General features: G+C 62.6%; 22 protein-coding genes. 10 read left to right on the top strand and 12 right to left on the bottom strand.

All coding sequences use genetic code 11. The features are described from left to right. The first annotated feature begins 3 nt into the window (after positions 1-3). Genes APH28_RS05295 through APH28_RS05280 form a run of 4 tightly spaced genes read left to right on the top strand, consistent with a single transcriptional unit; the run spans position 4 to position 4,692 of the window. Positions 4-507, top strand: coding sequence for a spore coat U domain-containing protein (locus APH28_RS05295; protein WP_060507926.1), 504 nt, complete (start codon positions 4-6; stop codon positions 505-507). Between the two features lie 40 nt (positions 508-547). Beyond that, positions 548-1,324, top strand: coding sequence for a molecular chaperone (locus APH28_RS05290; RefSeq protein ID WP_060507925.1), 777 nt, complete (start codon positions 548-550; stop codon positions 1,322-1,324). Positions 1,325-1,336: 12 nt separating this feature from the next. After that, positions 1,337-3,730 (top strand): fimbria/pilus outer membrane usher protein, encoded by a 2,394-nt coding sequence (locus APH28_RS05285; RefSeq protein WP_082432264.1) that lies wholly within the window; start codon positions 1,337-1,339, stop codon positions 3,728-3,730. Continuing rightward, entirely contained in the window at positions 3,727-4,692 is a 966-nt protein-coding gene (locus tag APH28_RS05280) for a spore coat U domain-containing protein (protein WP_060507924.1), read from the top strand. Before APH28_RS05285 ends, APH28_RS05280 begins: the two co-directional genes overlap by 4 nt. A 119-nt stretch (positions 4,693-4,811) precedes the next feature. On the opposite strand, the gene APH28_RS05275 is transcribed toward APH28_RS05280, so the two are convergent. Continuing rightward, positions 4,812-5,960, bottom strand: a complete 1,149-nt coding sequence (locus APH28_RS05275) for a M14-type cytosolic carboxypeptidase (protein ID WP_060507923.1) — start codon at positions 5,958-5,960, stop codon at positions 4,812-4,814. A gap of 253 nt (positions 5,961-6,213) precedes the next feature. Between APH28_RS05275 and APH28_RS05270 the strand changes: the two genes are divergently transcribed. Beyond that, positions 6,214-7,428 (top strand): MFS transporter, encoded by a 1,215-nt coding sequence (locus tag APH28_RS05270; protein ID WP_060507951.1) that lies wholly within the window; start codon positions 6,214-6,216, stop codon positions 7,426-7,428. Here APH28_RS05270 and APH28_RS05265 read toward each other — a convergent pair. Next, entirely contained in the window at positions 7,408-7,920 is a 513-nt protein-coding gene (locus tag APH28_RS05265) for a DUF4880 domain-containing protein (RefSeq protein ID WP_060507922.1), read from the bottom strand. The genes APH28_RS05270 and APH28_RS05265 overlap by 21 nt on opposite strands. A gap of 431 nt (positions 7,921-8,351) precedes the next feature. Beyond that, positions 8,352-8,663, bottom strand: coding sequence for a DUF6124 family protein (locus APH28_RS05260; protein ID WP_060507921.1), 312 nt, complete (start codon positions 8,661-8,663; stop codon positions 8,352-8,354). A gap of 88 nt (positions 8,664-8,751) precedes the next feature. Between APH28_RS05260 and APH28_RS05255 the strand changes: the two genes are divergently transcribed. After that, positions 8,752-9,459 carry a LexA family transcriptional regulator gene (locus APH28_RS05255; protein ID WP_060507920.1) on the top strand — a complete coding sequence of 236 codons (708 nt, stop codon included), beginning with the start codon at positions 8,752-8,754 and terminating at the stop codon, positions 9,457-9,459. A 34-nt stretch (positions 9,460-9,493) separates the two neighbouring features. Here APH28_RS05255 and APH28_RS05250 read toward each other — a convergent pair whose 3' ends face one another. The 4 genes from APH28_RS05250 to APH28_RS05235 are packed head-to-tail and all read right to left on the bottom strand — an operon-like array spanning position 9,494 to position 15,052. Continuing rightward, the gene (locus APH28_RS05250; protein WP_060507919.1) at positions 9,494-11,446 is read right to left on the bottom strand and encodes an acetyl/propionyl/methylcrotonyl-CoA carboxylase subunit alpha; all 1,953 of its coding nucleotides are present in this window, start codon (positions 11,444-11,446) and stop codon (positions 9,494-9,496) included. Beyond that, a complete protein-coding gene (locus tag APH28_RS05245) occupies positions 11,443-12,258 on the bottom strand; it encodes a gamma-carboxygeranoyl-CoA hydratase (protein ID WP_060507918.1) in 816 nt (271 codons plus the stop codon). The genes APH28_RS05250 and APH28_RS05245 overlap by 4 nt, the downstream gene beginning before the upstream one ends. Positions 12,259-12,261: 3 nt before the next feature. Next, positions 12,262-13,869, bottom strand: coding sequence for a carboxyl transferase domain-containing protein (locus APH28_RS05240; RefSeq protein WP_060507917.1), 1,608 nt, complete (start codon positions 13,867-13,869; stop codon positions 12,262-12,264). 19 nt (positions 13,870-13,888) lie between these two features. After that, entirely contained in the window at positions 13,889-15,052 is a 1,164-nt protein-coding gene (locus APH28_RS05235) for an isovaleryl-CoA dehydrogenase (protein WP_060507916.1), read from the bottom strand. Between the two features lie 323 nt (positions 15,053-15,375). Here APH28_RS05235 and APH28_RS05230 point away from each other — a divergent pair, with 323 nt between their 5' ends. Next, entirely contained in the window at positions 15,376-17,052 is a 1,677-nt protein-coding gene (locus APH28_RS05230; RefSeq protein ID WP_060507915.1) for an AMP-binding protein, read from the top strand. Between the two features lie 48 nt (positions 17,053-17,100). On the opposite strand, the gene APH28_RS05225 is transcribed toward APH28_RS05230, so the two are convergent. The 5 genes from APH28_RS05225 to APH28_RS28825 all read right to left on the bottom strand — a co-directional run bounded on the left by APH28_RS05225 (position 17,101) and on the right by APH28_RS28825 (position 18,743). Then, on the bottom strand, positions 17,101-17,361 hold the full coding sequence (locus APH28_RS05225) for a hypothetical protein (RefSeq protein WP_060507914.1): 261 nt from the start codon (positions 17,359-17,361) through the stop codon (positions 17,101-17,103). A gap of 31 nt (positions 17,362-17,392) precedes the next feature. After that, positions 17,393-17,629 (bottom strand): acyl carrier protein, encoded by a 237-nt coding sequence (gene acpP, locus APH28_RS05220; RefSeq protein ID WP_060507913.1) that lies wholly within the window; start codon positions 17,627-17,629, stop codon positions 17,393-17,395. Between the two features lie 239 nt (positions 17,630-17,868). Further along, a complete protein-coding gene (locus tag APH28_RS05215; protein ID WP_256248565.1) occupies positions 17,869-18,105 on the bottom strand; it encodes a hypothetical protein in 237 nt (78 codons plus the stop codon). 74 nt (positions 18,106-18,179) lie between these two features. Further along, positions 18,180-18,491 carry a hypothetical protein gene (locus tag APH28_RS05210; protein WP_060507912.1) on the bottom strand — a complete coding sequence of 104 codons (312 nt, stop codon included), beginning with the start codon at positions 18,489-18,491 and terminating at the stop codon, positions 18,180-18,182. 90 nt (positions 18,492-18,581) lie between these two features. After that, entirely contained in the window at positions 18,582-18,743 is a 162-nt protein-coding gene (locus APH28_RS28825; RefSeq protein WP_177334220.1) for a hypothetical protein, read from the bottom strand. A gap of 140 nt (positions 18,744-18,883) precedes the next feature. Between APH28_RS28825 and APH28_RS05205 the strand changes: the two genes are divergently transcribed. Genes APH28_RS05205 through glgB form a run of 3 tightly spaced genes read left to right on the top strand, consistent with a single transcriptional unit; the run spans position 18,884 to position 26,446 of the window. Beyond that, positions 18,884-20,902 (top strand): alpha-1,4-glucan--maltose-1-phosphate maltosyltransferase, encoded by a 2,019-nt coding sequence (locus APH28_RS05205; RefSeq protein ID WP_060507911.1) that lies wholly within the window; start codon positions 18,884-18,886, stop codon positions 20,900-20,902. A gap of 15 nt (positions 20,903-20,917) precedes the next feature. Next, positions 20,918-24,235, top strand: coding sequence for a maltose alpha-D-glucosyltransferase (treS, locus tag APH28_RS05200; RefSeq protein ID WP_060507910.1), 3,318 nt, complete (start codon positions 20,918-20,920; stop codon positions 24,233-24,235). Then, on the top strand, positions 24,236-26,446 hold the full coding sequence (gene glgB, locus APH28_RS05195; RefSeq protein WP_060507909.1) for a 1,4-alpha-glucan branching protein GlgB: 2,211 nt from the start codon (positions 24,236-24,238) through the stop codon (positions 26,444-26,446). Positions 26,447-26,509 lie beyond the last annotated feature (63 nt).

Raw genomic sequence — 26,509 nt, 5'->3', positions numbered from 1 at the left:
GCCATGCGCAACGGGCTCGGTGGGTGCCTGTTCGGCATTGGCATGCTGCTGGCCGCGCCCCTTGAGGCGGTGACCACCAGCACCTTTCAGGTGAGCGCGCAGATCGTTGCTGGCTGCCTGGTGGTGGGGGGCGTGACCAGCTATGGCACGCTCAATTACGGCACCCAGTCGGCACTGTCCACCGGCATTCTCAGTACCTCGCTGGGCGGCGCCACGGTGACCTTTCAATGCACCCCTGGGGTGGTCATGAGCATGAGCCTGGACGGTGGCCAGAACAGCGCCAGTGGTACGCGCAATCTCAAGCGCAGCGGCGGCACCCAGGTGCTTGCCTATCAGTTGTACCAGGATGCGGCTTTCAGCCAGGCCCTGGGGATTGGCCAGAGCGTGACGGTGAGCTACGCCGACGCCACGGCCATCAAGCTTCCGGTGTATGGCCGTACCCAGTTGCCCGGCACCTTGCCGGCCGGGACCTACACCGATGTGGTGCAAGTATCGGTGACCTGGTGAATGCACCAGCACCCCAGAAAAATACATCAAGGAGAGTTGCATGGGGGCATGCGCGAAGTGGGCGCAGGGTTTGATCGGGCTGACGCTGTTGGCGAGCCTGCCAGCGGGGGCCGCCACCTCGGTGCTGATCTGGCCGATCGACCCGGTATTGGAGGCTGACCAGAAAGCCGGCGCGCTGTGGCTGGAGAACCGCGGCACGGCGCCTGCCAGTTTGCAGGTGCGGGTGTTCGCCTGGCGCCAGGGCGACTACCAGGAGCAGTTCCAGGCCCAGCGCGAAATCATCGGCAGCCCGCCAGTGGCCTATATACCTCCAGGGCAGAAGCAGCTGATCCGCCTGACCCGCACTGGCAGCTCGCCGGTGGGCCAGGAGCAGGCCTACCGCATCATCATCGATGAAATCCCCTCACCATTGCCGACCGATACCGCCGGCCAAGGCACCACGGCGGCGATCCGCCTGCAGATGCGCTATTCGGTGCCGCTGTTCGTCTATGGCGAAGGGCTGTGGGGCAAGGCCGACCCGCAAGGCAAGCGCAATACCGAAGGCGTCGGCAAACCGCAACTCAGCTGGCGTCCGGTGACGGTGCAGGGCAAACCCTATGTGGAAATGCGCAATACCGGCCCGGTGCATGCGCGCCTGACCGATGTGGTGGTGCAGCACGGCAGCCAGGCCAAACCCCTGGCCGAAGGTTTGCTCGGCTATGTGTTGCCGGGTGCCAGCATGCGCTGGCCGGCACCGGTGGCGCCGAACGCAGGCAGCGTCATCAAAGGGAGGGTGAACGGTCAGGAAACGGCCGAAGCGATCCGGCAAGGGCAATGAGCCCGCCGCTGAATGAAAGGCAAGGGCCATGGAGGACCGGGCAATGGTCGGAATCCGTGTGTGAGATCGCTGTCGCGGGCTTCGCGCCGCTGGTGCCTGGGGCTGACCTTGTTCGGCCCCTGCCTGGTGCTGGCCGACGACCTGCCACCACCGCCCAGCGAAACCACCGCCGTCGCCGATGCCACGCTGTACCTCGACCTGCTGGTGAACCAGGTGCCCAAGGCTGAACTGGTGCCGGTGCAGCAGCGAGCCGGGCGCCTGTTCCTCGACAGCGACGTGTTGCGCGGCCTGGAGGTCAAGCTGCCGGGCGATCCGCAAGGTGAAGTGGCACTGGACGCGGTGGCAGGCTTGCACGCTGATTACGACAGCCAGAACCAGCGCCTGCTGCTGCAAGTGCCACCCGCCTGGCTGCCGGAGCAACAGGTCGGCGACCGCGGCCTGTATCCGGCCAGCGAGGCGCGCAGCAGCTTCGGTGCCTTGTTCAACTACGACCTGTACCTCAACGACACCGATGATGGCGGCACTTACCTGGCGGCCTGGAACGAGCTGCGCCTGTTCGACAGCTGGGGCACGTTCTCGACCACGGGCCAGTGGCGCCAGTCGTTCAATGGCGCACAGAGCGATGCCAACCGCCAAGGCTTCCTGCGTTACGACACCACCTGGCGGTTCACTGACGAGCAACGCCTACTCACTTACGAGGCCGGCGACTTCGTTACCGGAGCATTACCTTGGACCAGTTCTGTGCGGACCGGGGGCATTCAGCTATCGCGTGACTTTGGCGCGCGCCCGGACCTGGTGACCTATCCCTTGCCGGCCTTTGCCGGCGAAGCGGCAGTGCCGACCTCGCTGGACCTGTTCATCAATGGCTACAAGTCCAGTACCACTGAACTGCAGCCCGGCCCGTACACCCTGACCAACGTGCCGTTCATCAACGGCGCTGGCGAGGCCGTGGTGGTGACCACCGATGCCCTTGGCCGGCAGGTGTCCACCACCTTGCCGTTCTACGTCACCAGCAGCCTGCTGCAAAAAGGCCTGTCGGACTTCTCGGTGGCTGCCGGCAGTTTGCGTCGCGACTATGCCGTAGAAGATTTCGGCTACGGCACCGGCGTTGCCTCGGCCAGCCTGCGCCATGGCATCAGTGACAACTTCACCTTGGAAACCCATGTCGAGACCGCCGAATCGCTGCTGCTCGGTGGCCTGGGCGGCAACATGCGCCTGGGGACGTTCGGCGTGCTCAATGCGGCCTTGGCACAGAGCCAGTTCGAAGGCGAAAAGGGCCATCAGGTGGCTCTCGGCTACCAGTACAACAGCCAGCGCATGGGTTTCAGCTACCAGCGCCTGCAGCGGCATGGTGAATACTCGGACCTGACCCGGGTCGACATCCCCGACATGCAACTGAGCCAGCGCAGCGAGCAGGTGACCCTGAGCGTCAATCTCGACCAGTATGGCAGCCTTGGCGCTGGCTATTTTGATGTGCGCGCCGGCGACGACACGCGCACCCGGCTGATCAACCTGAGCTGGAGCAAACCGCTGTGGGGCAACAGCAGCCTTTACCTGTCGGCCAACCGTGAGGTCGGCGACAGCAGCTGGGCGGTGCAGGCGCAGGTCGTGGTTCCGTTCGACTTCGGCAGCACCCTGGCGGTGAGCACTGAACGCAGCAAGGATGGCGAAACCCTGCAGCGGGTCAACTACAGCCGCGCCGTGCCAGTGGGCGGCGGTGTCGGCTACAACCTCGGCTATGCCGGCGGCAGCGACCGCGATGCCTATCGCCAGGCCGACGTCACGTGGCGCCTGCAGTCGGTGCAGTTGCAGGCCGGTGTGTATGGCAGCCGCGGCGAGATGACCCGTTGGGCCGACGCCAGTGGCTCGCTGGTGTGGATGGATTCCAGCGTGTACGCCGCCAATCGCATCGATGATGCCTTCGTGGTGGTCAGCACCAGCGGCTACGCCGATGTGCCGGTGCGTTACGAGAACCAGGAAATCGGCCGCACCGACCGCAGCGGTCATTTGCTGGTGCCCTACAGCAGCGGTTACTACCGCGGCAAATATGAAATCGACCCGATGGACTTGCCGCCCGATGTGCTGGCGGCTGAGGTCGAGCAGCGGGTGGCGGTGCGCCGCGGCAGTGGCTACCTGCTGGAGTTCCCGCTCAAGCGGGTGCTGGCGGCGAGCATCGAATTGGTCGACGCCAATCAGCAACCGCTCAAGCTCGGTAGCAAGGTCAGCCACCAAGAGAGCGGCAGCCAGGCGGTGGTGGGCTGGGACGGGCTGGTGTACCTGGAGAACCTGTCGCCGCATAACCGCCTGCAAGTGACGGTAGAAGGAGGAGGGCAGTGCCAGGTGGAATTCGATTTGCCCGATACGCAAGGTACCGTCCCGCTGATCGGCCCACTGGTGTGCCGATGAAGCGGCTAGGGTGCGTGTTGTTGTTGCTGCCGGCCGGGTCCGCCTGGGCCTTGTGTTCATCCGTGGTGACGGTGCCTGCGGCGTTCGGCACGGTCAACTCGACCTTGGTGCGCACCGCCGTGCAGACGGCGTCATCGACCAACTCGGGGTTGCAGTGCACCGGCTCGCTGCTGAGCTTGCTCAGCGCCACTGATCACTTCTACGCCACCATCACCTCGGCCACGGGCACCACCGGCCTGGTCGGCCCCACTGGCGACGTCATCGGATACACCCTGTATGCCGACAACAGCACCAGCTACCCGATCACGCGCGGCGTGGCCTTCGACTTCGCCCGCAATGGCATCCTCGACCTGCTCGGTCTGCTTGGCGGCACCACGCCCAAGGCCGTGCCGCTGTATCTGCGCACCGTGGTCGGCAGCAACGTCGCGGCAGGGTTGTACCAGGAAAACCTCACCGTCGCCTGGAGCTGGAATTACTGCTCCGGGATCGGGGCCGGCAGCTTCTGCCTGGGCCGCGATATCGGCTCCGGCACCCAGACTCTGAACGTCAGCCTGACCGTCAGCAACGACTGCCAGATCACCACCCCCAACATCAGCTTCGGCAGCGCGCCAGTAGTGGCCGGGTTCGGCACGGTGAGCCAGAGCGTTAACCTGTCGTGCACCAAAGGCAGTGCCTACACGGTGGGTTTGAATGATGGGGAGAATGTGTCGGGCGGGCGGCGGCGGATGAAGTCCACGGCGGGCAACTTCCTGGCCTATGACATCTTCAAAAGCGCCGGCACGGTGCGCTGGGGCTCGCTGACCACGGCTCGGCGCGCGAGTAGTGATGCCGATGTGAACCCCGGAAACGGAACCGGGACGGGTAGCCAGGTGTTCAACTACAACGCCAAGGTCTACACCGACCAAGCCACGCCGCCGGCGGCGAGTTATCTCGACAATGTGATTCTCGATGTGCAGTTCTGACTTGTGATGCTTGTGTGGGCCTCTTCGCGGGCACGCCCGCTCCCACAATTACAGCGCACGCTTGGAAGCTGGTGATAGTCCTGTGGGAGCGGGCATGCCCGCGAAAAGGCCGGACTTGCTCAGCGCAAATCGTCGACCATCTTCAGCAAAGTCTCCAGCACCGCCCCGGCCAACCCCTTGGACCGCGTGCTCGACCACTGAGCCACCGGTTCCGGCGCATCGTCATGGTCCTTGAACGGCATCTCCAGGGTCAGCGACAGGCAGTCATACGCCATCCCCACCGCATTGCACGCCAGCGTGGTATTCGCCTGCCCCGGTTCGTCCCGGGTATAGCCATGCACCGTCTGGAAGTCCTTGGTCACGCTGCACAAGGTCGTGCGGAACTGCTCCTCCAGCTTCGCCAGCCGCGGCGTATAGCCCGGGTTGCCCTCGCAGGCCGCCGTGAATACGTGAGGAATTTCCTCATCCCCATGTACGTCGATGAACGCATCCACCCCGTACTGCTTCATCTGCGCCTGAGCAAAGAACACCTCTGGGCTGAGCTCGACACTGGCATCCTGCCAGGCCCGGTTCAGGTCTTTGCCCTTGAAGTTGGTGCGCAGGTGGCCGCGGAAGGCGCCGTCCGGGTTCATGTTCGGGATCAGGTACAGGTCGGCCTTTTCCAGTAGTTTCCGAACGGTTGGGTCATTGGCTTGCAGCCGGTCGATCACCCCCTCCATGAACCACTCGGCCATGTGCTCACCCGGATGCTGCTGGGCAATCAGCCACAGCTTGCGCTTGCCCGCCGCGCCATCGCCGGCACGCAACAGAGGGATATCCCGACCTTCCACGCTGCGCCCGTGGGCCAGCAGCTCGACGCCCGGGATCTGCTGGGCGCGTTCGATAAGCTGGTTGTGGCGAGCGCGAGGGTAGGGCTCGAAGTAGGCGAACCAGACCTCATCCTGCTCGGCCTTGAGCTCGAACGACAGCGCTTTGCCATCGAACTGGCTTGGCACACGGAACCAGCGCTGCTGATCGTAGGAGGCCACGGCGTTGTAGCCGCTCCAGGCATTCTTGTAGGACGACTCGCTGGCGTTGTCCAGGCTGAAGCGATGGACCTGGCCCGGGGTGAGGCCGCTGACCTTGAAGTGGAACCACTGGAAGTGGCCGCTATTTGTGTCCGGGCGAATGGCCAGGCGCACCTGGGCCGGGTTGCTGGCATCCAGGACCTGGATGTTGCCGGAATCGAAATCGCAGTCGATTTGCAGGGGGGACAGCTTCACGGTCATGGGCGGGCTCCTTGGGATTTGTTGTGGGGGTACTGTACACCGCTTGGGGTGGGGTGTGTGGGTGAACTACCACGCGCGCTGCCTAGGGTGCAGGAAGTTTCCTACGAGTATTATTGGTTTTTCCTTCAACGATAAATCTTGTGCATCTTGCTTTAATGGCGAATTATCGAACGCCGGAATGCCGCGGTGCTCAATGAAGTGGTTGAGTTTGAGTACATCCTATTTATATAGATTGAGAAAAATGGCTGACTCGATGAATAGACGAGACGCTTCGCAGTCCACTCGCTGTTATATTTTATTACTTCTCCTCATCAGCCTTCTGGGCGTATTCCCGCTCGATGTGATTTTGCCTTCTGTGCCTTTATTGGCCCGGGATTTTGCTGTCGATGCACAGTACATTGCATATTCGATTAGCCTGTTCGCTATTGGGGTGGCCATTTCGCAGTCCATCATTGGTCCGCTTTCTGACCGGATGGGGCGAAAGCGACTGCTGATTGTTGGCATAGTGGTTTCCATTGCAGGTGCGGTGGGGTGCATCCTCGCAAAAAGTTATGCAAGCTTCATGGTCTTTCGTTTACTCCAGGCGATGGGGTGCGGCTGCTTCGTGCTTAGCCAGGCGCTGGTGCAGGATAAGTTCAGCGGCCATCAGCGCAATGCGATGCGTATCCTGATGACCAGCGCAAGTGGCTTGTTTATTTCTTTATCGCCGCTTGCAGGCAGCGTGCTCCAGCAGTATCTCGGTTGGGCAGGCAGCTTTCAGGTCTTTGTAGTGCTGGCCATTATTGTGCTGGTACTTGCCTTGAGATTGCTGCAAGAAAAACCGACATCATCCGGCAGTGCCGGCGTGTTGAGTAGTTATCAGGTTTTGCTCAAAGACCGTGCCTTTATCGTCAGCTCGCTATTTTCTTGCTTGGCGTTCGCTTGCCATTTTTCATTTGTGGTCGTCTCCCCACTTTTGCTCATCGAGCAAGTGGGCCTGACGGAGTTTGCCTTCTCCATGGTGTTTCTCGGGTATGGGCTGGCATACCTGATCGGCGGCTTCGTTGCCAGCTGGCTGAATTGCCGCATGGAGATGCAGGCGCAGGTTGGTTGGGGATTCGCGCTCATCGGTCTGGCTGGGGTTGCTCTATGCCTGGTTGTGGCCGTGCATGAGCTTGGAGTTTTCAGCATTCTTTTTCCATTGGTGATCTGTACGATCGGTACAACCATCGTTCGGCCAGCTGCAACAACTCATGCGCTGGGCCGCCACCCAGAGCGGGCAGGTGCAGCGGCCTCGCTCAGCAATACGATGCTTTTTGCGTTCGGTGGGGGCGTCAGCATGCTGGTGGCATCTATGAAGAACAGCTTGCCGATGAGTCTGGCGCTGGGCTTTATCGCCTGTAGCCTCGCGGGCTTGTACTTGCTTATCTATCTGAAAGGTCTGGAGCGGCGCCAGCGGGTTTGTGACTCAGGCCCAATACCCGAATAACAGTAGCGCAGCCAAGCCCAAACCTACCGCCACCGAACACCCCCCGACCGAAATCGCCGCACGCCCTTGCCGATACCAGCCATCCTGCCCCAGCTCCCGCGCTGGGGCGAGCAGGCTGCGCCAGCGCAGCTCGGTATCGTGAAACGCCTGCAAGTGCGCGGGCGCCGCATCCAGCCAACGGCGAAAGTCGATGCGCTCGCACGAGGTCACGTCAGGGCTCTGCAACCGCACATACCATTGCCCGGCCACACTAGCCAGCACATCCCCACGTGGCTGCGCCACCTGCAGGGCCCGGTTCATGTTGCGTTCGATGCTGAGCAGCGAGAGTTCGAGGCGTTTGGCGATGCTGGTGAAGTCCAACTGATCGAGGCGGTTGAGCAGGAAGACTTGCTGCACACGGCGGGGCAGGCGCTTGAGCCCATACAGCAGCTCATTGTCGGCAGCCTGCTTGCGGGAAGGCGTGGGATGCTCAAGGGGCAGCAGACGGCTCATGGACAGCTCCTTGCTCGGGGGTAGGGGTGGGGGCATCGTCCTTGATGCAGAAACAGCGTAGTTAAAACGAGATTGATTCTCAAGTGCTGATTCCGCAAAGATTTGTAATGAGCGTTCACGCTCTGAAACACTTTTGCTATCATGCGCGCCATCAACGATCTTCATTAGCCTGAAGAGCCAAAAAAAAGACCCGGCAAAAAGCCGGGTCAAAAACCGTGATTAGCCTGATGAGGAGATAATCTGGAGCGACCTAAGCTCCGGGTTATCCAGCAGATCTCGCGATCAGCTGAGTGCAATAATAATCGTTATCATTTGCCAGTCAAATGAATTTTCATTTATCCGGTAAAAAAGTTTTACCGCCGCGCTTCCTTGTCCCGGCAATCGGGGCCTTTCGCCGATACGGCCATCACGTTCTCCCTTCTTCTTTTTGCTTACAGCCCGTTCTGCAGGGCGCGCCTGTGCTCCAGCAGGGCTCTGGCCATGTCGATCATGTGCATTAGCGCGAACGTCAGCTCGCGGGTGCTGCCTTCCTGGTGAGTTGCGGTTTCGTGAGCCGTGGCAGCGGCGCAGCGCAACAATTCGATGGCGTGGTCCTGGGCCTGCTCGGGGGTGACGCCTTCATGCAGGGTCCAGATCTGATTGTGCGCGCTAGGACGGGTAGGGTTGGGGTTCAGGTAATAATCGAGGGCGCGGCGGGCTGCTTCGCTGTCTAAATCTGTTACGTCGTCTTTCGGTGGTTTCATCCTGATACCTGCTAGAGCCAGTAGGGAAAGGGTTCAGGTCGATAGTAATACCTGAAGTATTTTTATGAACTTCAATAAATAATACTGAATGTTTATTGAGCGCCTGAAGGCAGTCCGTATCGTGCCAGCGATGAATATGGATAAATGGATTGCCCTCGTCCGTGACCGGATGGAGGAGCTGAAGCTCACTCAAGAGCAGCTGGCCGAGCGCGTTGGCGTGTCTCAAGGCAGCGTGGGGCATTGGGTGAACAAGCGGCGGCAGCCGAAAATCGAATCGATGAACCGCACGTTCGTCGAGATTGGCATGCCCCACTACAGCGTCAGCCTGCAGCTGCGCATTCAGGGCCAGGTTGGCGAGGAGCGTGGCCTTTACGAGGTCGATGACGACGATGACGATCTCGACCTCATGCAATACATTGTGTGCTTCCGCTACCCGGTACTGGCCTGGGATGAGCTAGGTAAAGCAGAGATTGCCGAGCCGGGCGTATTCGAGCAGACGGACTACCTGGCCCAGGGCAAGGCGTTCTGGCTGACCGTCGAGAATGATGCGATGAGCGCGGTCAGCGGCCGCAGTGTGCCGCAAGGCATGCGAATCCTGGTGGATCCGGGGTTGGACGTGGAACCGGGACGACTGGTGATTGCCCGGCAGCCGGGCAAGACGGCGATTCTGCGTGAGCTGGCCGAAGAGGGCGGGCAGCAGTACCTCAAGGCGCTGAACAGCAGTTATCCGGCGCTGGTGTGTGAAGAGGGTTGCGAGTTTCTCGGGGTGGTCGTGCGAGTGCACGGGGTCTTCTAGATTACAGGGGGCCGCAAAGCGGCCCCTGTGTGCCTTATTCGGCCAGTTCGACCAGCGCCGTCCCTTCGCTGACCATATCGCCTTCCTGGCAGAACAACGCCTTCACCGTCCCGCCATGGGGCGCGCGAATGCTGTGCTCCATTTTCATCGCCTCCAGCACCACCAGCGCGGTTCCAGCCTCCACAGCTTGGCCAGGCTCCACCAGCACCCGCACGATACTGCCGTTCATGGGCGCCCCCAACCCACCCTGATGACTGTGGCTGGCTTCGGCTTCGGCAATCGGGTCGAAGGCTTCAACGGCATGCACCTCGCCCTCCCAGCGCAGGAACAACGTGCCAGCACGGCGCACCGCCAGATAACGGCGACGGGTACCGTCCTGGTCATGAACCAGCTGTTCCCCATCAAGCTGCCAGGTTGAGGTGGCAGTGTGCTCCAGCGCAACGGCCTGACGTTCGCCACCACTGACCAGGTGCAGGCTGCTGCGCGCCGGCAGCCCAAGCCGCAGGCCATTGCGCTCGGCCCAAGGCGAGCGCGCATCGTCCTCCCGCTGTTGCAGCGCCTGGCCCTGTAGCCAGGCTTCTGCCGCTGCTTCCCAAAAACCCGCAGGCAATGCTTGCGGTGTTGGCAGCAGCACGTCCTGATGGCGTGGAATGAACCCGGTATCCAGCTCTGCCGCCGCGAAGGCCGGGTGAGCGAGAATGCGCCGCAGGAAGGCGATGTTGGTCTTCAGCCCGCCAATGGCAAACTCGTCGAGCATCGCCAACAAGCGCAGGCGTGCCTGCTCGCGGTCCTGGCCCCAGGCGATCAATTTGCCCAGCATAGGGTCGTAGAACGGCGAGACCACATCACCCTCGCTGACCCCGCTGTCCACCCGACGGCCTTCGCCCGGTGCCGACTCGCGGTACAGCGTCAGCGTGCCAGTGGCCGGCAGGAATTCATTAGCCGGGTCCTCGGCATACAGCCGCACCTCGATGGCATGGCCGATCAGCGGCACCTGCTCCTGACTGATCGGCAGCGGCTCGCCGCAGGCCACGCGAATCTGCCAGGCCACCAGGTCGAGGCCGGTGATGGCTTCGGTGACCGGGTGTTCGACTTGCAGGCGGGTGTTCATCTCCATGAAGAAAAACTCGCCACGGGCGTCGAGCAGAAACTCGACAGTACCGGCACCGACATAGCCAATGGCCTGGGCCGCGCGTACCGCAGCCTCACCCATGGCCCTGCGAAGCTCAGCGGACAGCCCCGGCGCGGGTGCTTCCTCGACCACCTTCTGATGGCGACGCTGAATCGAGCAGTCACGCTCGTTGAGGTACAGGCAGCTGCCGTGTTGGTCGGCGAACACCTGGATCTCGACGTGGCGTGGCTTGAGCACGTACTTTTCCACCAGCATGCGCGCATCGCCGAACGACGACTGCGCCTCACGCTGGGCCGAGGCCAGGGCATCGGCCAGCTGGCTTTCGTCCTCTACCACTTTCATGCCCTTGCCACCACCACCGGCACTGGCCTTGAGCAGCACCGGGTAGCCAATGCGTTCGGCGGCGGCGCGGAAGGTGTCCAGGTCTTGCGCTTCACCGTGGTAGCCGGGCACCAATGGCACGCCGGCGTCTTCCATCAGCGCCTTGGCCGCCGACTTGCTGCCCATGGCATCGATGGCGCTGGCCGGTGGGCCGAGGAAGATCAGCCCGGCCTGTTCGATGGCGCGGGCAAAGCCGGCGTTCTCGGACAGGAAGCCGTAGCCCGGGTGAATGGCCTGGGCGCCGCTGGCCTTGGCCGCAGCGAGGATCTTGTCGACCACCAGGTAGCTGTCGGCGGCCTTGCTGCCGCCCAGGTCGACGCGGATATCCGCTTCGCGGCTGTGGCGGGCGTCACGGTCGGTGGCGCTGTGCACGGCAACGGTAGTCAGGCCCATGGCCTTGGCGGTGCGCATCACCCGGCAGGCGATTTCGCCACGGTTGGCGACCAGCAGGGTGGTCAAAGCGGGGCGGCTCATGGGCGCGGTTCCTTCTTGTCTTCGGTTTGCCAGGCGGGGCGGCGTTTTTCCAGGAAGGCGCGCAGGCCCTCCTGGCCCTCAGCGCTGACGCGGATGCGGGCGATGGTGTTTTCGCAGTAGCGGCGCAGGGCCGGGCTGAGTTCACCGTCGTCCACTTCGCGCAGCAGGTCCTTGGTGGCGCGCAGCGCTTGCGGGCTGTTCTGCAGCAGGTTGCTCACCCAGGCTTCGACCTGAGCGTCCAGCTCACTGGCGGGATACACCTCGGCCAGCAAGCCCAGCTCGCGGGCCCGCACGCCGCTGAAGCGCTCGGCAGTCATAGCGTAGCGGCGTGCCGCGCGTTCGCCGATGGCCTTGACCACGAACGGGCTGATTACTGCGGGGGCCAGGCCGATGCGCACTTCCGACAGGCACAGCTGGGCATCTTCGGCGCCGATGGCCATGTCGCAGCAGCTGATCAGGCCCAGCGCGCCGCCAAAGGCCGCGCCTTGCACCACGGCCAGGGTCGGCGCCTTGAGGCGGTGCAGGGCGTACATCAGCTCGCCGAGTTCGCGGGCGTCATCGAGGTTGGTGTTGAAGTCCAGCTGCGCCGATTGCTGCATCCAGGCCAGGTCGGCGCCCGCGCTGAAGTGCCGGCCACGGCCGCGCAGCAACAGGAAGCGCAGGCTGGCGTCTTCGGCCAGCTGGTCGAGGGCGACGATCAGCTCGCGGATCATCAGCGCGTTGAAGGCGTTGTTCTTGTCCTCGCGGCTCAGCCACAGGGTGGCGAAGCCGCGTGGGTCACGGGTCACTTCGAGGGTGCTGAAAGCGCTCATGGGTCACATCCGGAAAATGCCGAAGCGGCTCTGTTCGATTGGCGCGTTCAGCGCGGCGGACAACGCAAGGCCGAGCACATCGCGGGTTTGCGCCGGGTCGATGACACCGTCGTCCCACAGGCGAGCGCTGGAATAGTAGGGGTGCCCCTGGTGCTCGTACTGGTCGAGAATCGGCTGCTTGAGCCTGGCCTCGTCCTCGGCGCTGAAGGCCTGGCCGCTGCGTTCGCTCTGCTCGCGCTTGACCTGTGCCAGCACCCCGGCGGCCTGTTCGGCGCCCATCACACCGATGCGCGCGTTGGGCCACATCCACAGGAAGCGCGGGTCGTAAGCGCGGCCGCACATGCCGTAGTTGCCGGCGCCGAAGCTGCCACCGATGATTACCGTGAACTTAGGCACCTGGGCGCAGGCCACGGCGGTGACGAGCTTGGCGCCGTGCTTGGCGATGCCGCCTTCTTCGTACTTCTTGCCAACCATGAAGCCGGTGATGTTCTGCAGGAACAGCAGCGGGATGCCGCGTTGGCAGGCCAGTTCGATGAAGTGCGCGCCTTTTTGTGCAGCTTCGGCGAAGAGGATGCCGTTGTTTGCCAAGATCGCCACCGGGTAGCCGTGCAGGTGGGCGAAGCCGCACACCAGGGTGGTGCCGAACAGGGCCTTGAACTCGTCGAACACCGAGCCGTCGACCAGCCGTGCGATCACTTCGCGCACGTCGAATGGCTGCTTGGCATCGGCTGGGACCACGCCATACAGCTCGTCGGCGTTGTACAGCGGTGCCACCGGCGCCTGGCGCTGCAGCTTGCCGAGCTTGTGCCAGTTGAGGTTGGCGACGCTGCGCCGGGCGATGGCCAAGGCGTGTTCGTCGTTGTCAGCGTAGTGGTCGGCGACGCCGCTGGTGCGGCAGTGCACGTCCGCGCCGCCGAGGTCTTCGGCGCTGACCACTTCACCGGTTGCCGCCTTCACCAGCGGCGGGCCGGCGAGGAAGATGGTCGCCTGCTGGCGGACCATGATTGCTTCATCGGCCATGGCCGGCACGTAGGCGCCGCCGGCGGTGCACGAGCCCATCACCACGGCGATCTGCGGGATGCCCAAGGCACTCATGTTGGCCTGGTTGAAGAAGATCCGCCCGAAATGTTCGCGGTCGGGGAACACTTCGTCCTGGCGCGGCAGGTTGGCGCCACCGGAGTCCACCAGATAGATGCACGGCAGGCGGTTCTGCAAGGCGATGGTTTGCGCGCGCAAGTGCTTCTTCACCGTCAGCGGGTAGTAGGAGCCGCCTTTGACCGTGGCGTCGTTGGCCACGATCATGCATTCCACGCCTTCGACGCGGCCGATGCCGGCGATCACGCCAGCAGCGGGCACGTCTTCGCCGTATACCTCATGGGCGGCCAGTTGGCCGATCTCAAGGAATGGCGAGCCCGGGTCGAGCAGGCGGTCGATACGCTCGCGGGGCAGCAGCTTGCCGCGCGAGGTGTGCCGCTCCTGGGCCTTGGGCCCGCCGCCCTGGGCCACCTGGGCGAGCAGGCCGCGCAGGGCCTGGACCTGTTCGAGCATGGCCGCGCTGTTGCCGGCGAACTCTGCCGAACGCGGGTTGATCTGGGTGTGCAAGGTAGCCATGTGCGCCCGTCCCCTGTGCTCAGCGGGTTTCGTTGAACAGTTCGCGGCCGATCAGCATCCGGCGGATTTCGCTGGTGCCGGCACCGATCTCGTACAGCTTGGCGTCGCGCAGCAGGCGGCCAGCCGGGAATTCGTTGATGTAGCCGTTGCCGCCGAGAATCTGGATCGCTTCCAGGGCCATCTGCGTTGCGCGTTCAGCGGTGTAGAGGATCACCCCGGCGGCGTCCTTGCGGGTGGTCTCGCCGCGGTCGCAGGCTTGGGCCACGGCGTACAGGTAGGCGCGGCTGGCGTTGAGCTGGGTGTACATGTCGGCAATCTTGCCCTGGATCAGCTGGAACTCGCCGATGCTCTGGCCGAACTGTTTGCGGTCGTGGATGTATGGCACCACCAGGTCCATGCAGCTTTGCATGATGCCGGTCGGGCCGCCGGAGAGCACCACGCGCTCGTAGTCCAGGCCGCTCATCAGCACGCGCACGCCGCCGTTGAGCTGGCCGAGGATGTTTTCTTCCGGCACTTCGACGCCGTCGAAGAACAGCTCGCAGGTGTTGGAGCCGCGCATGCCCAGCTTGTCGAACTTGTTGCTGCGGCTGAAACCTTTCCAGTCACGCTCGACGATGAACGCGGTGATGCCATGGGCGCCCTTGTCCAGGTCGGTCTTGGCGTAGATCACGTAGGTGTTGGCGTCGGGGCCGTTGGTGATCCAGGTCTTGCTGCCGTTGAGCACGTAGCGGTCGCCGCGCTTTTCTGCGCGCAGTTTCATTGACACCACGTCTGAACCGGCGTTGGGCTCGCTCATGGCCAAGGCCCCGATGTGCTCGCCGCTGATCAGCTTGGGCAGGTACTTGAGCTTCTGCTCGTGGCTGCCGTTGCGGTTGATCTGGTTGACGCAGAGGTTGGAGTGGGCACCGTAGGACAGGGCGACCGAGGCCGAGCCACGGCTGATCTCTTCCATCGACACCACGTGGGCGAGGTAGCCCAGGCCGGCGCCGCCGTATTCTTCGGAGACGGTGATGCCGAGCAGGCCCATGTCACCGAACTTGCGCCACATGTCGGCGGGGAACAGGTTGTCGTGGTCGATCTGCGCAGCGCGCGGGGCCAGTTCAGCGGCAACGAAGGTGCGCACCTGGTCGCGGAGCATGTCGATGGTTTCGCCCAGGGCGAAGTTCAGGGAGGGGTAATGCATGCTGGGGCACCTTCTTGTTCTTGAAATATGGGTAACACCCTAGCCCAAGAATCTGGCGCCGGACCCTGTGGGAGCGGGCTTGCCCGCGAATGCGTCAGCAGGACCACCGTCATTGCCTGAGTGATCGCATTCGCGGGCAAGCCCGCTCCCACAGGGTTCGGTGTCAAGCCTGGGGCAGGTGTTGTTCATCACCTTTACGTTAACGTAAACCTAGCTTCGATCACTGTCAATCGAGTCATCACCTTTACGTAAACGTAAATCTGCGCCAGAGTATTCTCAGCTCGCTTCAGCCGTGCCCAGAACAACCACAAGAAGGGACACCCATGAGTCAACCAAGCTACACCCGCGGCCGCCAGGACCAACCGCTGCTGACCCAGACCATCGGCCAGGCCTTCGACGCCACGGTGGCCCGCTGCGCCGACGGCGAAGCGCTGGTGGCGCGCCACCAGGGCCTGCGCTACAACTGGCGGCAGCTGGCCGAACAGGTCGACACCCATGCCCGCGCTCTGATGGCCTTGGGCGTGAACACCGGCGACCGGGTCGGCATCTGGTCGCCCAATTGCGCCCAGTGGTGCATCTTGCAGCTGGCTAGCGCCAAAGTCGGTGCGATCCTGGTCAACATCAACCCGGCCTATCGTGTGGGTGAACTCGAGTACGTGCTACGCCAGTCTGGCTGCCGCTGGCTAGTGTGTGCCGATGCCTTCAAGACGTCCGATTACCACGCCATGGTTCAGGAACTGGTACCGGAGTTGGCGACCACCACCCTTGGCGAGCTGGCCAGTGAGCGCCTGCCGGAGCTGCGCGGGGTAATCAGCCTGGGGGACACCCCGTCCAGAGGTTTCCTGCCATGGCCGGCACTGGCCGAGCGGGCAGGGCAGACCTCGAACGAAGCCTATACGGCGCGTCAGCACAGCCTGCAGTTCGACCAACCGGTAAACATCCAGTACACCTCCGGCACAACCGGTGCGCCCAAGGGCGCCACGCTCAGCCACTACAACATCCTCAACAACGGCTTCATGGTCGGCGAAAGCCTCGGCCTGACCGACCGTGACCGTATGGTGATCCCGGTGCCGCTTTACCATTGCTTCGGCATGGTCATGGCCAACCTCGGCTGCATCACCCACGGCAGCACCATGATCTACCCCAACGACGCTTTTGACGCCGAACTCACCTTGCGCGCCGTAGCTGAAGAACGCGCCAGCATCCTCTATGGCGTGCCGACCATGTTCATCGCCATGCTCGACCATCCGTCGCGCATGCAGCTGGACCTGTCGACCCTGCGCAGCGGCATCATGGCCGGCGCCACCTGCCCGATCGAAGTGATGCGCCGGGTGATCGACCAGATGCACATGGCCGAGGTGCAGATTGCCTACGGCATGACCGAAACCAGCCCGGTATCGCTGCAAACCGGCCCGGACGACGAACTGGAACTGCGCGTGACCACCGTTGGCCGCACCCAGCCGCAACTGGAAAACAAGCTGGTGGACGCCGATGGCTGCATTGTCGCCCGGGGTGAGATCGGCGAACTGTGCACCCGAGGCTACAGCGTGATGCTCGGTTATTGGGACAACCCCCAGGCCACGGCGGAGGCCATCGACCCGGCCGGCTGGATGCACTCGGGCGACCTGGCGGTGATGGACGAGCAGGGGTATGTGCGTATCGTCGGGCGCAACAAGGACATGATCATTCGTGGTGGCGAGAACATTTATCCGCGGGAGCTGGAAGAGTTCTTCTACACCCACCCGGCGGTGGCCGATGCGCAGGTGGTCGGTATTCCGTGCAGCCGTTATGGCGAAGAGATCGTGGCCTGGATCAAGCTGCACCCGGGGCATAGCGCCACGATCGAGGAGCTGCAGGGCTGGTGCAAGGCGCGCATTGCGCATTTCAAGGTGCCGCGGCATTTCCGCTTTGTTGAAGAGTTCCCGATGACGGTGACAGGGAAGGTGCAGAAGTTTCGGATGAGAGAGATCAGTATCGAGAGCCTGGCCGGGCAGCGATGAAGACAGAAACAGGTCGGTGTTCCGGCCTGTTTCCATCCACGGAATCGCTCATGGTGTATTAAGGGTCTTGACCAGATCGCCTACTGTCATCCTGTCGCTGAAACTGATGGGCTTGTGGGTAGCGACTCTCAAAGCCTTGAGGTATCGCTGCATCATGTGTTCGTTAAGTACTTCTCTTATCAATAGATCATCGTGAACCTTGCAGTTTGGAAGTAGTTCGCTATCGCCATAGGCTTTAATGTCTTCGGTATGTTTGATGGCAATGAGCTTCTGCAGAGTCCTGACTACCAGCTTGCGATATTTGTCCATGATGCAATCTCCGACGGCGTCGTGAAACGTTCTATTTGCTGAGGGTGGCATTGATGTAATCGATTGCTTCTTTAACCGTGGTGAGCTTTTCCGCCTCGTCGTCGGATATTTCCAATTCGAATTCTTCTTCCAGTGCCATGACCAGTTCTACAGTGTCGAGCGAGTCTGCGCCGAGGTCATCGATGAAAGAGGCTTCGTCTTTAATCGGTTCTTCCGCGCCCAATTGCTCTTTAACGATTGTTTTAACGCGTTCCTCAATAGTGCTCATCTTGACCTCCGGTGAATGGTTTGTACGCTCTGTATAGCGTGTGCGGAGATTTTGAGAAACTGGTAAAAATGACAGTTGCCGAAATCACCTTCGTGCTGACTGACTTTGGTTGTTGGCGGCTGATGTATTTGCGCTACCGGCCCTTTCGCGGGCACGACCGCTCCCACAGGTATCGCGCCTAACTTGATTACGGCGCGGTATCTGTGGGAGCGGGTTTACCCGCGAAGAGGCCGGAAGTGTCAGCTCAGTTCCATAGCCTTGCAAAGCCCGGCGGCAAGCTCGGCAACGGTCCGGTAATCACGGCGCAAGTGCACACCGTAACGTGCCTCCAGTCCCATCAGCGCGAATTCGAATTTTTCCCTGTCCTGATGCGCCAGCCCGGTCCCCAGCCAAGGATCGACCACCCCGGCATCCTGCAAGTAGTCGATCACTTGCCGCTCGAATTCCATGCGCAGCCAACGGGTCGCGATATGCACGATAGGGGCTCCTTGGGGTAAATAGAGCGCTTCATCTTCTACGTTGCCGGCAAACCACGCTACTGGGAAAAATATCAGTCGTAAAGCGGGGGGGCTAGCTTTTCCGCAATGCCATGGACATCCGTAACATCTTGTAGGTCATTGCCATCGAGCTGTTCAAGCTCGGTGAAGAATGCTTTTAAGTACTGATCGTTTGAGTACTGAGCGCTCTTAGGTTGAATCGACGCTTCCAGTTCATCAAGGGTTTGGTTTAAGTACTCATCACAACAGTCGCTGAACTGGCTCATGTCAATTTCGATGTCACTGAGTCGAGTCTCTGCTTTGATCTGCAGGTTGGGGCTCATCTTTTTGATGATTTCTATAATGTCGTCGAGGCTGATACGCATGATGCTTCTCCAATTGGCAAGGCAGGCCTAGCGTTGCGCACTGGGCCTGCCTTGCCAACTGGCAAAAATATCAGGTGCGGTGGTCTACCCTTAAGCCTTCACCGGAGGATCATCACTCGGCGGATCCCCCACCGTCGGCGGCATGGTCGGCTTGATCGGCAACTCGTCCGGGTCGTCCTGCGGCACGGGCGGCGGCAGGCTCGGGTCGTCTATGTTCGGATCTGGAGTTTCCGGTGGAATCGGGATGTTCATGGCCTGACCTCGCATGGGTGAATTGAAGAGGTGCTGCAGGCTCTGACCGCTGGCAGCTACCGTTCGCTCAATTTTTTGAACCCCTGTGCCTGTGCCCGGCTCTGAACCCTTACCGCCACCAGCCTGAGGGAGCAAGGTCGATGTCACGTAACGAGCCCTTTGAAAGTGCGCCCACGGCCAATGATCACCCGGAACAGGCCATTAGCCTGTCCCAGGCGCTACTGGCGCCACGTATCGTCATCGAAGATACCCAGCCGGTGCTCGATGCCGGCGCCTTCGCGACCAAGGCCATCAGTGGTCAGCCGGTGGCGGTCAGCAGCAAGGTCTACACCGACGGCCATGACCGCATGGCGGTGGTGCTGAACTGGCGTGAGGTACAGAGCCGCCGGGTGCATTGCGTGCCCATGCAGTCGCCGGGCAACGATTTGTGGTTGGCCGAGTTCACGCCCACGGAGATCGGCCCGCACGTGTTCAGCATCGAGGCGTGGATCGATCCGTTCGCCACCTATTGCCATGATCTGGAGAAGAAGTACCAAGCTGGCGTCGACGTCACGCTGGAGCTCGAAGAAGGCCGGCTGATGCTTGGCAAAGGCATGGAACTCAGTGAAGGCGTGCTTCGCGACGAACTGCAGCGCTTGCAACAGCAACTGGGTGAACTGCAAGTCGATGACCAGGTGGCGCTATTGTTGGGCGCCGAAGCGTCGCGGCTGATGGCCGAGGCCGAGCACCGTAGTTACCTGACCCGCAGCATAGAATTCCCGCTGGATGTCGACCGGCCGGCTGCGCAGTTCGCCAGTTGGTACGAACTGTTCCCGCGTTCGATCACCGACAGCCCTGAGCGCCACGGCACTTTCAACGACGTGCACCAGCGCCTGCCGATGATCCGCGACATGGGCTTTGACGTGCTGTATTTTCCGCCGATCCACCCCATCGGCAGCAAGCACCGCAAAGGCCGTAACAATGCCTTGCAAGCCCAGCCCGGCGACCCGGGCAGCCCCTACGCGATCGGCAGTCCGGAAGGTGGCCATGACGCGATCCACCCGCAGCTGGGCAGCCGCGATGATTTTCGTCGCTTGGTGTCTGCCGCCGCCCAGCACGGCCTGGAGATCGCCCTGGATTTCGCCATCCAGTGTTCCCAGGACCACCCCTGGCTCACCGAGCACCCTGGCTGGTTCAGCTGGCGGCCGGACGGCACCATTCGTTACGCGGAAAACCCGCCGAAGAAATATCAGGACATCGTCAACGTCGATTTCTATGCGCCCGACGCGGTACCCAGCCTGTGGCTGGCCCTGCGTGACGTGATCATCGGCTGGGTCGAGGAGGGGGTGAAGACCTTTCGTGTCGATAACCCGCACACCAAGCCGTTGCCCTTCTGGCAATGGCTGATCGCCAATGTACGTGCTCAATACCCCGACGTGATTTTCCTCGCCGAAGCCTTCACCAAGCCAGCGATGATGGCGCGCCTGGGCAAGGTCGGGTACGCCCAAAGCTATACCTACTTCACCTGGCGCAACACCAAGCAAGAGTTGCGCGAGTATTTCGAGCAGCTCAACCAGCCGCCGTGGAGCCAATGCTACCGGCCGAATTTCTTCGTTAACACGCCGGACATCAACCCGTATTTCTTGCAGTACAACGGCCGTGCCGGTTTTCTTATCCGGGCGGCGCTGGCGACCATGGGCTCTGGGCTGTGGGGCATGTATAGCGGCTTCGAGCTGTGCGAGAGCGCGGCGCTGCCGGGCAAGGAGGAGTACCTGGACTCGGAGAAATACGAAATCCGCCCCAGGGACTTCACCCAGCCGGGCAACATCATCGCCGAGATTGCCCAGCTCAATCGCATCCGTCGCCAGAACCCAGCGCTGCAGACCCACCTTGGCGTAGCGTTCTTCAACTGCTGGAACGACAACATCCTGTACTTCGCCAAACGCACGCCTGAGCGCGACAACTACATCCTGATTGCCGTGAGTCTCGATCCGCACAACGCCCAGGAAGCGCATTTTGAACTGCCTCTGTGGGAACTGGGCCTGGATGACAATGCCGAAACCCACGGTGAAGACTTGATGAGCGGCCATCGCTGGTCCTGGTACGGCAAGACCCAGTGGATGCGCATCGAGCCGTGGAACCTGCCATTCGGCATCTGGCGCATCAGCAAGGCCCGATAGGGCAAGGAGTCGCACATGGCCAAGCGGTCCCGCCCGGCAGCGTTCATCGATGACCCACTGTGGTACAAGGACGCCGTGATCTACCAGCTGCATATCAAATCGTTCTTCGATTCGAACAACGACGGCATCGGCGATTTCGCTGGCCTGATCAGCAAGCTCGACTACATTGCCGAGCTTGGCGTCAACACCCTCTGGCTGCTGCCGTTCTACCCCTCGCCACGGCGCGACGACGGTTACGACATCGCCGAATACAAAGCTGTGCATCCGGATTACGGCAGCATGGCCGACGCCCGGCGCTTCATCGCCGAGGCGCACAAGCGCGGCCTGCGGGTGATCACCGAACTGGTCATCAACCACACCAGTGACCAGCACCCGTGGTTTCAGCGCGCCCGCCATGCCAAGCGCGGCAGCAAGGCGCGGGACTTCTACGTGTGGTCGGACGATGACCAGAAGTATGACGGTACGCGGATCATCTTCCTCGACACCGAGAAGTCGAATTGGACCTGGGACCCGGTCGCCGGCCAGTACTTCTGGCACCGTTTCTATTCCCACCAGCCGGACCTCAACTTCGATAACCCGCAGGTGCTCAAGGCGGTGATCGGGGTGATGCGGTTCTGGCTCGACCTGGGCGTCGATGGCTTGCGGCTGGACGCCATCCCCTACCTGATCGAGCGCGACGGCACCAACAACGAGAACCTGCCGGAAACCCACACGGTACTCAAGGCGATCCGCGCCGAGATCGACGCCAACTACCCCGACCGTATGCTGCTGGCCGAGGCCAACCAGTGGCCCGAGGACACTCGCCCGTACTTCGGCGAGGGTGAGGGCGACGAATGCCACATGGCCTTCCACTTCCCGCTGATGCCGCGCATGTACATGGCCCTGGCCATGGAAGACCGCTTCCCGATCACCGACATTCTGCGCCAGACCCCGGAAATCCCGGCCAACTGCCAGTGGGCAATCTTCCTGCGCAACCACGATGAGCTGACGCTGGAGATGGTCACCGACCGCGAGCGCGACTACCTGTGGAACTACTACGCCGAAGACCGTCGTGCGCGCATCAACCTCGGCATCCGTCGGCGTTTGGCGCCGCTGTTGCAGCGTGACCGCCGGCGCATCGAACTGCTCACCAGCCTGCTGCTGTCGATGCCCGGCACGCCGACCTTGTATTACGGCGACGAACTGGGCATGGGCGACAACATCTACCTCGGCGACCGTGATGGCGTGCGCACGCCGATGCAGTGGTCGCCGGACCGCAACGGCGGGTTCTCCAGGGCCGACCCGCAACGCCTGGTGCTGCCGCCGATCATGGACCCGCTGTACGGCTACCAGACCGTCAACGTCGAAGCCCAGGCCCACGACCCGCACTCGTTGCTGAACTGGAACCGCCGGCTGCTGGCAGTGCGCAAGCAGCAGAAGGCTTTCGGCCGCGGCAGCCTGCGCACGCTGACGCCGAGCAACCGGCGGATCCTGGCGTATATCCGCGAGTACACGGACGCCGACGGCAACACGGAGGTGATTCTCTGCGTCGCCAACGTTTCCCGCGCCGCCCAGGCTGCCGAGCTCGAACTGTCGCAATACGCAGGCAAAGTGCCGGTTGAGATGCTCGGTGGCAGCGCCTTCCCGCCGATCGGCCAGCTGCCGTTCCTGCTGACCTTGCCGCCCTATGCCTTTTACTGGTTCCTGCTGGCTGCCCACGACCGCATGCCCAGTTGGCACATCCAAGCTACCGAGGGGTTGCCGGAATTGACCACGTTAGTGCTGCGCAAACGCATGGAAGAACTGCTCGAGGCCCCCTCCAGCGACACCCTTCACCAGACCATCCTGCCGCAATACCTGCCCAAGCGCCGCTGGTTCGCCGGCAAGGAAGGCCCGATCGACCAGGTGCGCCTGCGCTACGGCGTGCGCTTCGGCACCGCCACCACGCCGGTGCTGCTCAGCGAGATCGAAGTGCTCAGTGACGGCGTGGCCAACCAGTACCAGCTGCCGTTCGGCCTGTTGCCGGAAGAGCAGATCAACACGGCGCTGCCGCAGCAGCTGGCGCTGTCGCGGGTACGCCGTGGCCGTCAGGTTGGCCTGATCACCGATGCCTTCGTCCTGGAGCCGTTCATCCGTGCGGTGCTGCGCGCCTGCCAGGACGGCATGCGTTTGCCTTGCGGCAACGGCGAGGGCGAACTGCGCTTCGAATCCACAGCTCAGCTGGCCGGCCTGGGGTTGAACGAGGAAAGTGAAGTGCGCTACCTCAGCGCCGAGCAGTCCAACAGCTCGGTGGTGATCGGCGACCGCGTGGTGCTCAAGCTGATCCGTCGGGTCAACCCGGGCATTCACCCGGAACTGGAAATGAGCGCCTACCTCACCGCCGCTGGCTTCGCCAATATCTCGCCGTTGCTGGCGTGGGTCAGCCGCGTCGACGAGCAGGGCGCACCGCACCTGTTGATGATCGCCCAGGGTTACCTGAACAATCAGGGCGATGCCTGGGCCTGGACCCAGAACACCCTGGAGCGAGCCATTCGCGACGAGATGGAGCCGAACAGCGTCGACGCCGAGGCACACACCGACGCGCTGGCCGAACTGAGCGGCTTTGCCACATTGCTCGGTCAGCGCCTGGGCGAGATGCACCTGCTGCTGGCGGCCCCGACCGATGATGAAGCCTTCCAGCCACGCCCCAGCGACAGCGCAGACAGCGAGCGCTGGATTACGCAGATCAGTGCCGAACTGAACCACGCCCTCGACCTGCTGGCTCAGCACCGTGAACACCTCGACAGCGATAGCCAGGCCCAGGTCGACGACCTGCAACAGCAGCGTGACGGCCTCGCCCAGCACATCGCCAGGCTCGCCGAACAGGCTCAGGGCGGCCTGTTGATGCGCGTGCACGGTGACCTGCATCTGGGGCAAGTGCTGGTAGTGCAGGGCGATGCCTACCTGATCGACTTCGAGGGCGAACCGGCCCGCCCGCTGGACGAGCGCCGGGCCAAACACAGCCCGTACAAGGATGTCAGCGGCGTGTTGCGATCCTTCGACTATGCTGCTGCGATGATCTTGCGCAGCGCGTCTGCGGTGGACCTTTCCGGCCCCGCGCGGCAAGCCCGGCAACGTGTTGCCCGGCAGTACCTGCACCAGTCGCGGCATGCCTTCGTCGAAGCTTATGGCCTGGCCACCGCCGCCATGCCCCACGCCTGGCAACAGGCCGAGGGCGAGCGCGCCGCACTGGAATTGTTCTGCCTGGAAAAAGCCGCCTACGAAATCACATACGAAGCCGAAAACCGTCCAAGTTGGCTGGCCGTGCCTTTGCATGGCCTGCATGGACTGATCAGTACCTGGGGAGAGTCATAGATGAATGCAACCACGCGTGAAAACGGCGGCCTTCGGCAACGGGACCTGGATGCCCTGGCCCGCGCCGAGCACGCCGATCCATTTGCAGTGCTGGGCCCCCACGACGACGGGCAGGGCGGCGTGTTCGTCCGTGCCTTCCTGCCGACTGCACTGAATGTACGGGTGCTGGCGCGCCATGATGGGCGCATCCTTGCCGAGATGGTGCAGGGTAGCCTGCCCGGCCTGTTCACCGCGCACCTCGATCAAGCACAGCCGTACCGGCTGCAGATCGGCTGGGCCGGTGGCGAGCAGGTGACCGAAGACCCCTACAGCTTCGGCCCGCAACTGGGCGACATGGACCTCTACCTGTTCGCCGAAGGCAACCACCGCGACTTGTCCGGGCGTTTCGGTGCGCAACCGATCCAGGTCGATGGCATCGACGGCGTGTGCTTCTCGGTGTGGGCGCCGAATGCGCGCCGGGTGTCGGTGGTGGGTGACTTCAACAATTGGGACGGCCGCCGTCATCCCATGCGCCTGCGCCACAGCGCCGGGGTGTGGGAGTTGTTCGTGCCGCGCCTGGGTGTGGGCGAGACTTACAAATTCGAGGTGCTCGGCAAGGACGGCATCCTGCCGCTGAAGGCCGACCCGCTGGCCCGCGCCACCGAGCTGCCGCCGAGCACCGCATCGAAGGTGACCGCAGAGCTGAGCCACGAGTGGCGCGACCATGAGTGGATGGAACATCGCGCCCAGCGCCATGCCTACAGTGCGCCGCTGTCGATCTACGAACTGCACCCCGGCTCCTGGCAATGCGAGCTCGACGAGCTGGGTGAAGTGTCGCGTTACTACAACTGGCGTGAACTGGCCGAACGCCTGGTGCCTTACGTGCAGCAGTTGGGCTTCACCCATATCGAGCTGCTGCCGATCATGGAGCACCCGTTCGGTGGCTCGTGGGGCTATCAGCCGCTGTCGATGTTCGCGCCGACCGCGCGCTACGGCAGCCCTGAAGACTTCGCGGCATTCATCGATGCCTGCCACCAGGGTGGCATCGGGGTGATCCTCGACTGGGTGCCGGCGCATTTCCCCACCGATGAACACGGCCTGGCCCGGTTCGACGGCACTGCGCTGTACGAGTACGACAACCCGCTCGAAGGCTATCACCAGGACTGGAACACGCTGATCTACAACCTCGGGCGCAACGAGGTGCGTGGTTTCATGATGGCGTCGGCCTTGCACTGGCTCAAGCACTTCCACATCGACGGCTTGCGCGTCGATGCGGTGGCCTCGATGCTGTACCGCGACTACTCGCGCAAGGCCGGTGAATGGGTACCCAACCGCCATGGCGGGCGCGAAAATCTCGAGGCCATCGACTTCATCCGCCACCTCAACGGTGTCGCCGCCCATGAGGCACCGGGTGCGCTGATCATCGCCGAAGAGTCCACCGCCTGGCCGGGCGTGAGCCAGCCGACAGAGCAGGGCGGCCTGGGCTTTGCCTACAAGTGGAACATGGGCTGGATGCACGACACCTTGCATTACATCCAGAACGATCCGGTGCATCGCACCTATCACCACAACGAGATGAGCTTCGGCCTGATCTATGCCTATTCCGAGCACTTCATCCTGCCGATCTCCCACGACGAGGTGGTGCACGGCAAGCACTCGCTGATCGACAAGATGCCCGGTGACCGCTGGCAGAAGTTCGCCAACCTGCGCGCCTACCTGACCTTCATGTGGACCCACCCGGGCAAGAAACTGTTGTTCATGGGCTGCGAATTCGGCCAGTGGCGTGAGTGGAATCACGACCACCAGCTGGACTGGTACCTGCTGCAGTATCCCGAGCACCAAGGCGTGCAGCGCCTGGTCGGCGACCTCAATCGCCTGTACCGGGACCTGCCAGCGCTGCATGAACAGGACTGTCAGCCTCAGGGCTTCCAATGGCTGGTCGGCGATGATGCGCGCAACAGTGTGTATGCCTGGTTGCGCTGGAGCAGCCACGGCGAGCCGCTGCTGGTGGTCGCCAATTTCACCCCGGTGCCGCGCGAGGGGTACCGGATTGGCGTACCGTTCGGGGAACGCTGGCAAGAGTTGCTCAACAGCGATGCCGAGCTGTATGCGGGCTCGAACGTCGGCAACCTGGGAGCGGTAGAGAGTGACAATGTAGCCAGCCATGGGCAGCCGTTGTCACTGGCGCTGAACCTGCCGCCGCTTGGGGTATTGGTGATGAAGCCAGCCTGATGCCTGTGCTGGCCTCTTCGCGGGTACTGCACCCACCTCAAGGGCTGTGCAGTAGCTGTGGGA

This window comes from Pseudomonas sp. NBRC 111124, from assembly GCF_001320245.1.
In the GTDB taxonomy this organism is placed as follows: Bacteria; Pseudomonadota; Gammaproteobacteria; order Pseudomonadales; family Pseudomonadaceae; genus Aquipseudomonas.
The sequence above is the reverse complement of the archived record's forward strand: the minus strand, read 5'-3'. Positions and strand labels throughout refer to the sequence as shown.

Excerpts from the sequence above, each read along its gene's own strand:
- APH28_RS05295 (WP_060507926.1), top strand. The coding sequence starts at position 4 with ATGCGCAACGGGCTCGGTGGGTGCCTGTTCGGCATTGGCATGCTGCTG.
- APH28_RS05290 (WP_060507925.1), top strand. The coding sequence starts at position 548 with ATGGGGGCATGCGCGAAGTGGGCGCAGGGTTTGATCGGGCTGACGCTG.
- APH28_RS05285 (WP_082432264.1), top strand. The coding sequence starts at position 1,337 with ATGAAAGGCAAGGGCCATGGAGGACCGGGCAATGGTCGGAATCCGTGT.
- APH28_RS05280 (WP_060507924.1), top strand. The coding sequence starts at position 3,727 with ATGAAGCGGCTAGGGTGCGTGTTGTTGTTGCTGCCGGCCGGGTCCGCC.
- APH28_RS05275 (WP_060507923.1), bottom strand. The coding sequence starts at position 5,960 with ATGACCGTGAAGCTGTCCCCCCTGCAAATCGACTGCGATTTCGATTCC.
- APH28_RS05270 (WP_060507951.1), top strand. The coding sequence starts at position 6,214 with ATGAATAGACGAGACGCTTCGCAGTCCACTCGCTGTTATATTTTATTA.
- APH28_RS05265 (WP_060507922.1), bottom strand. The coding sequence starts at position 7,920 with ATGAGCCGTCTGCTGCCCCTTGAGCATCCCACGCCTTCCCGCAAGCAG.
- APH28_RS05260 (WP_060507921.1), bottom strand. The coding sequence starts at position 8,663 with ATGAAACCACCGAAAGACGACGTAACAGATTTAGACAGCGAAGCAGCC.
- APH28_RS05255 (WP_060507920.1), top strand. The coding sequence starts at position 8,752 with ATGTTTATTGAGCGCCTGAAGGCAGTCCGTATCGTGCCAGCGATGAAT.
- APH28_RS05250 (WP_060507919.1), bottom strand. The coding sequence starts at position 11,446 with ATGAGCCGCCCCGCTTTGACCACCCTGCTGGTCGCCAACCGTGGCGAA.
- APH28_RS05245 (WP_060507918.1), bottom strand. The coding sequence starts at position 12,258 with ATGAGCGCTTTCAGCACCCTCGAAGTGACCCGTGACCCACGCGGCTTC.
- APH28_RS05240 (WP_060507917.1), bottom strand. The coding sequence starts at position 13,869 with ATGGCTACCTTGCACACCCAGATCAACCCGCGTTCGGCAGAGTTCGCC.
- APH28_RS05235 (WP_060507916.1), bottom strand. The coding sequence starts at position 15,052 with ATGCATTACCCCTCCCTGAACTTCGCCCTGGGCGAAACCATCGACATG.
- APH28_RS05230 (WP_060507915.1), top strand. The coding sequence starts at position 15,376 with ATGAGTCAACCAAGCTACACCCGCGGCCGCCAGGACCAACCGCTGCTG.
- APH28_RS05225 (WP_060507914.1), bottom strand. The coding sequence starts at position 17,361 with ATGGACAAATATCGCAAGCTGGTAGTCAGGACTCTGCAGAAGCTCATT.
- acpP (WP_060507913.1), bottom strand. The coding sequence starts at position 17,629 with ATGAGCACTATTGAGGAACGCGTTAAAACAATCGTTAAAGAGCAATTG.
- APH28_RS05210 (WP_060507912.1), bottom strand. The coding sequence starts at position 18,491 with ATGCGTATCAGCCTCGACGACATTATAGAAATCATCAAAAAGATGAGC.
- APH28_RS28825 (WP_177334220.1), bottom strand. The coding sequence starts at position 18,743 with ATGAACATCCCGATTCCACCGGAAACTCCAGATCCGAACATAGACGAC.
- APH28_RS05205 (WP_060507911.1), top strand. The coding sequence starts at position 18,884 with ATGTCACGTAACGAGCCCTTTGAAAGTGCGCCCACGGCCAATGATCAC.
- treS (WP_060507910.1), top strand. The coding sequence starts at position 20,918 with ATGGCCAAGCGGTCCCGCCCGGCAGCGTTCATCGATGACCCACTGTGG.
- glgB (WP_060507909.1), top strand. The coding sequence starts at position 24,236 with ATGAATGCAACCACGCGTGAAAACGGCGGCCTTCGGCAACGGGACCTG.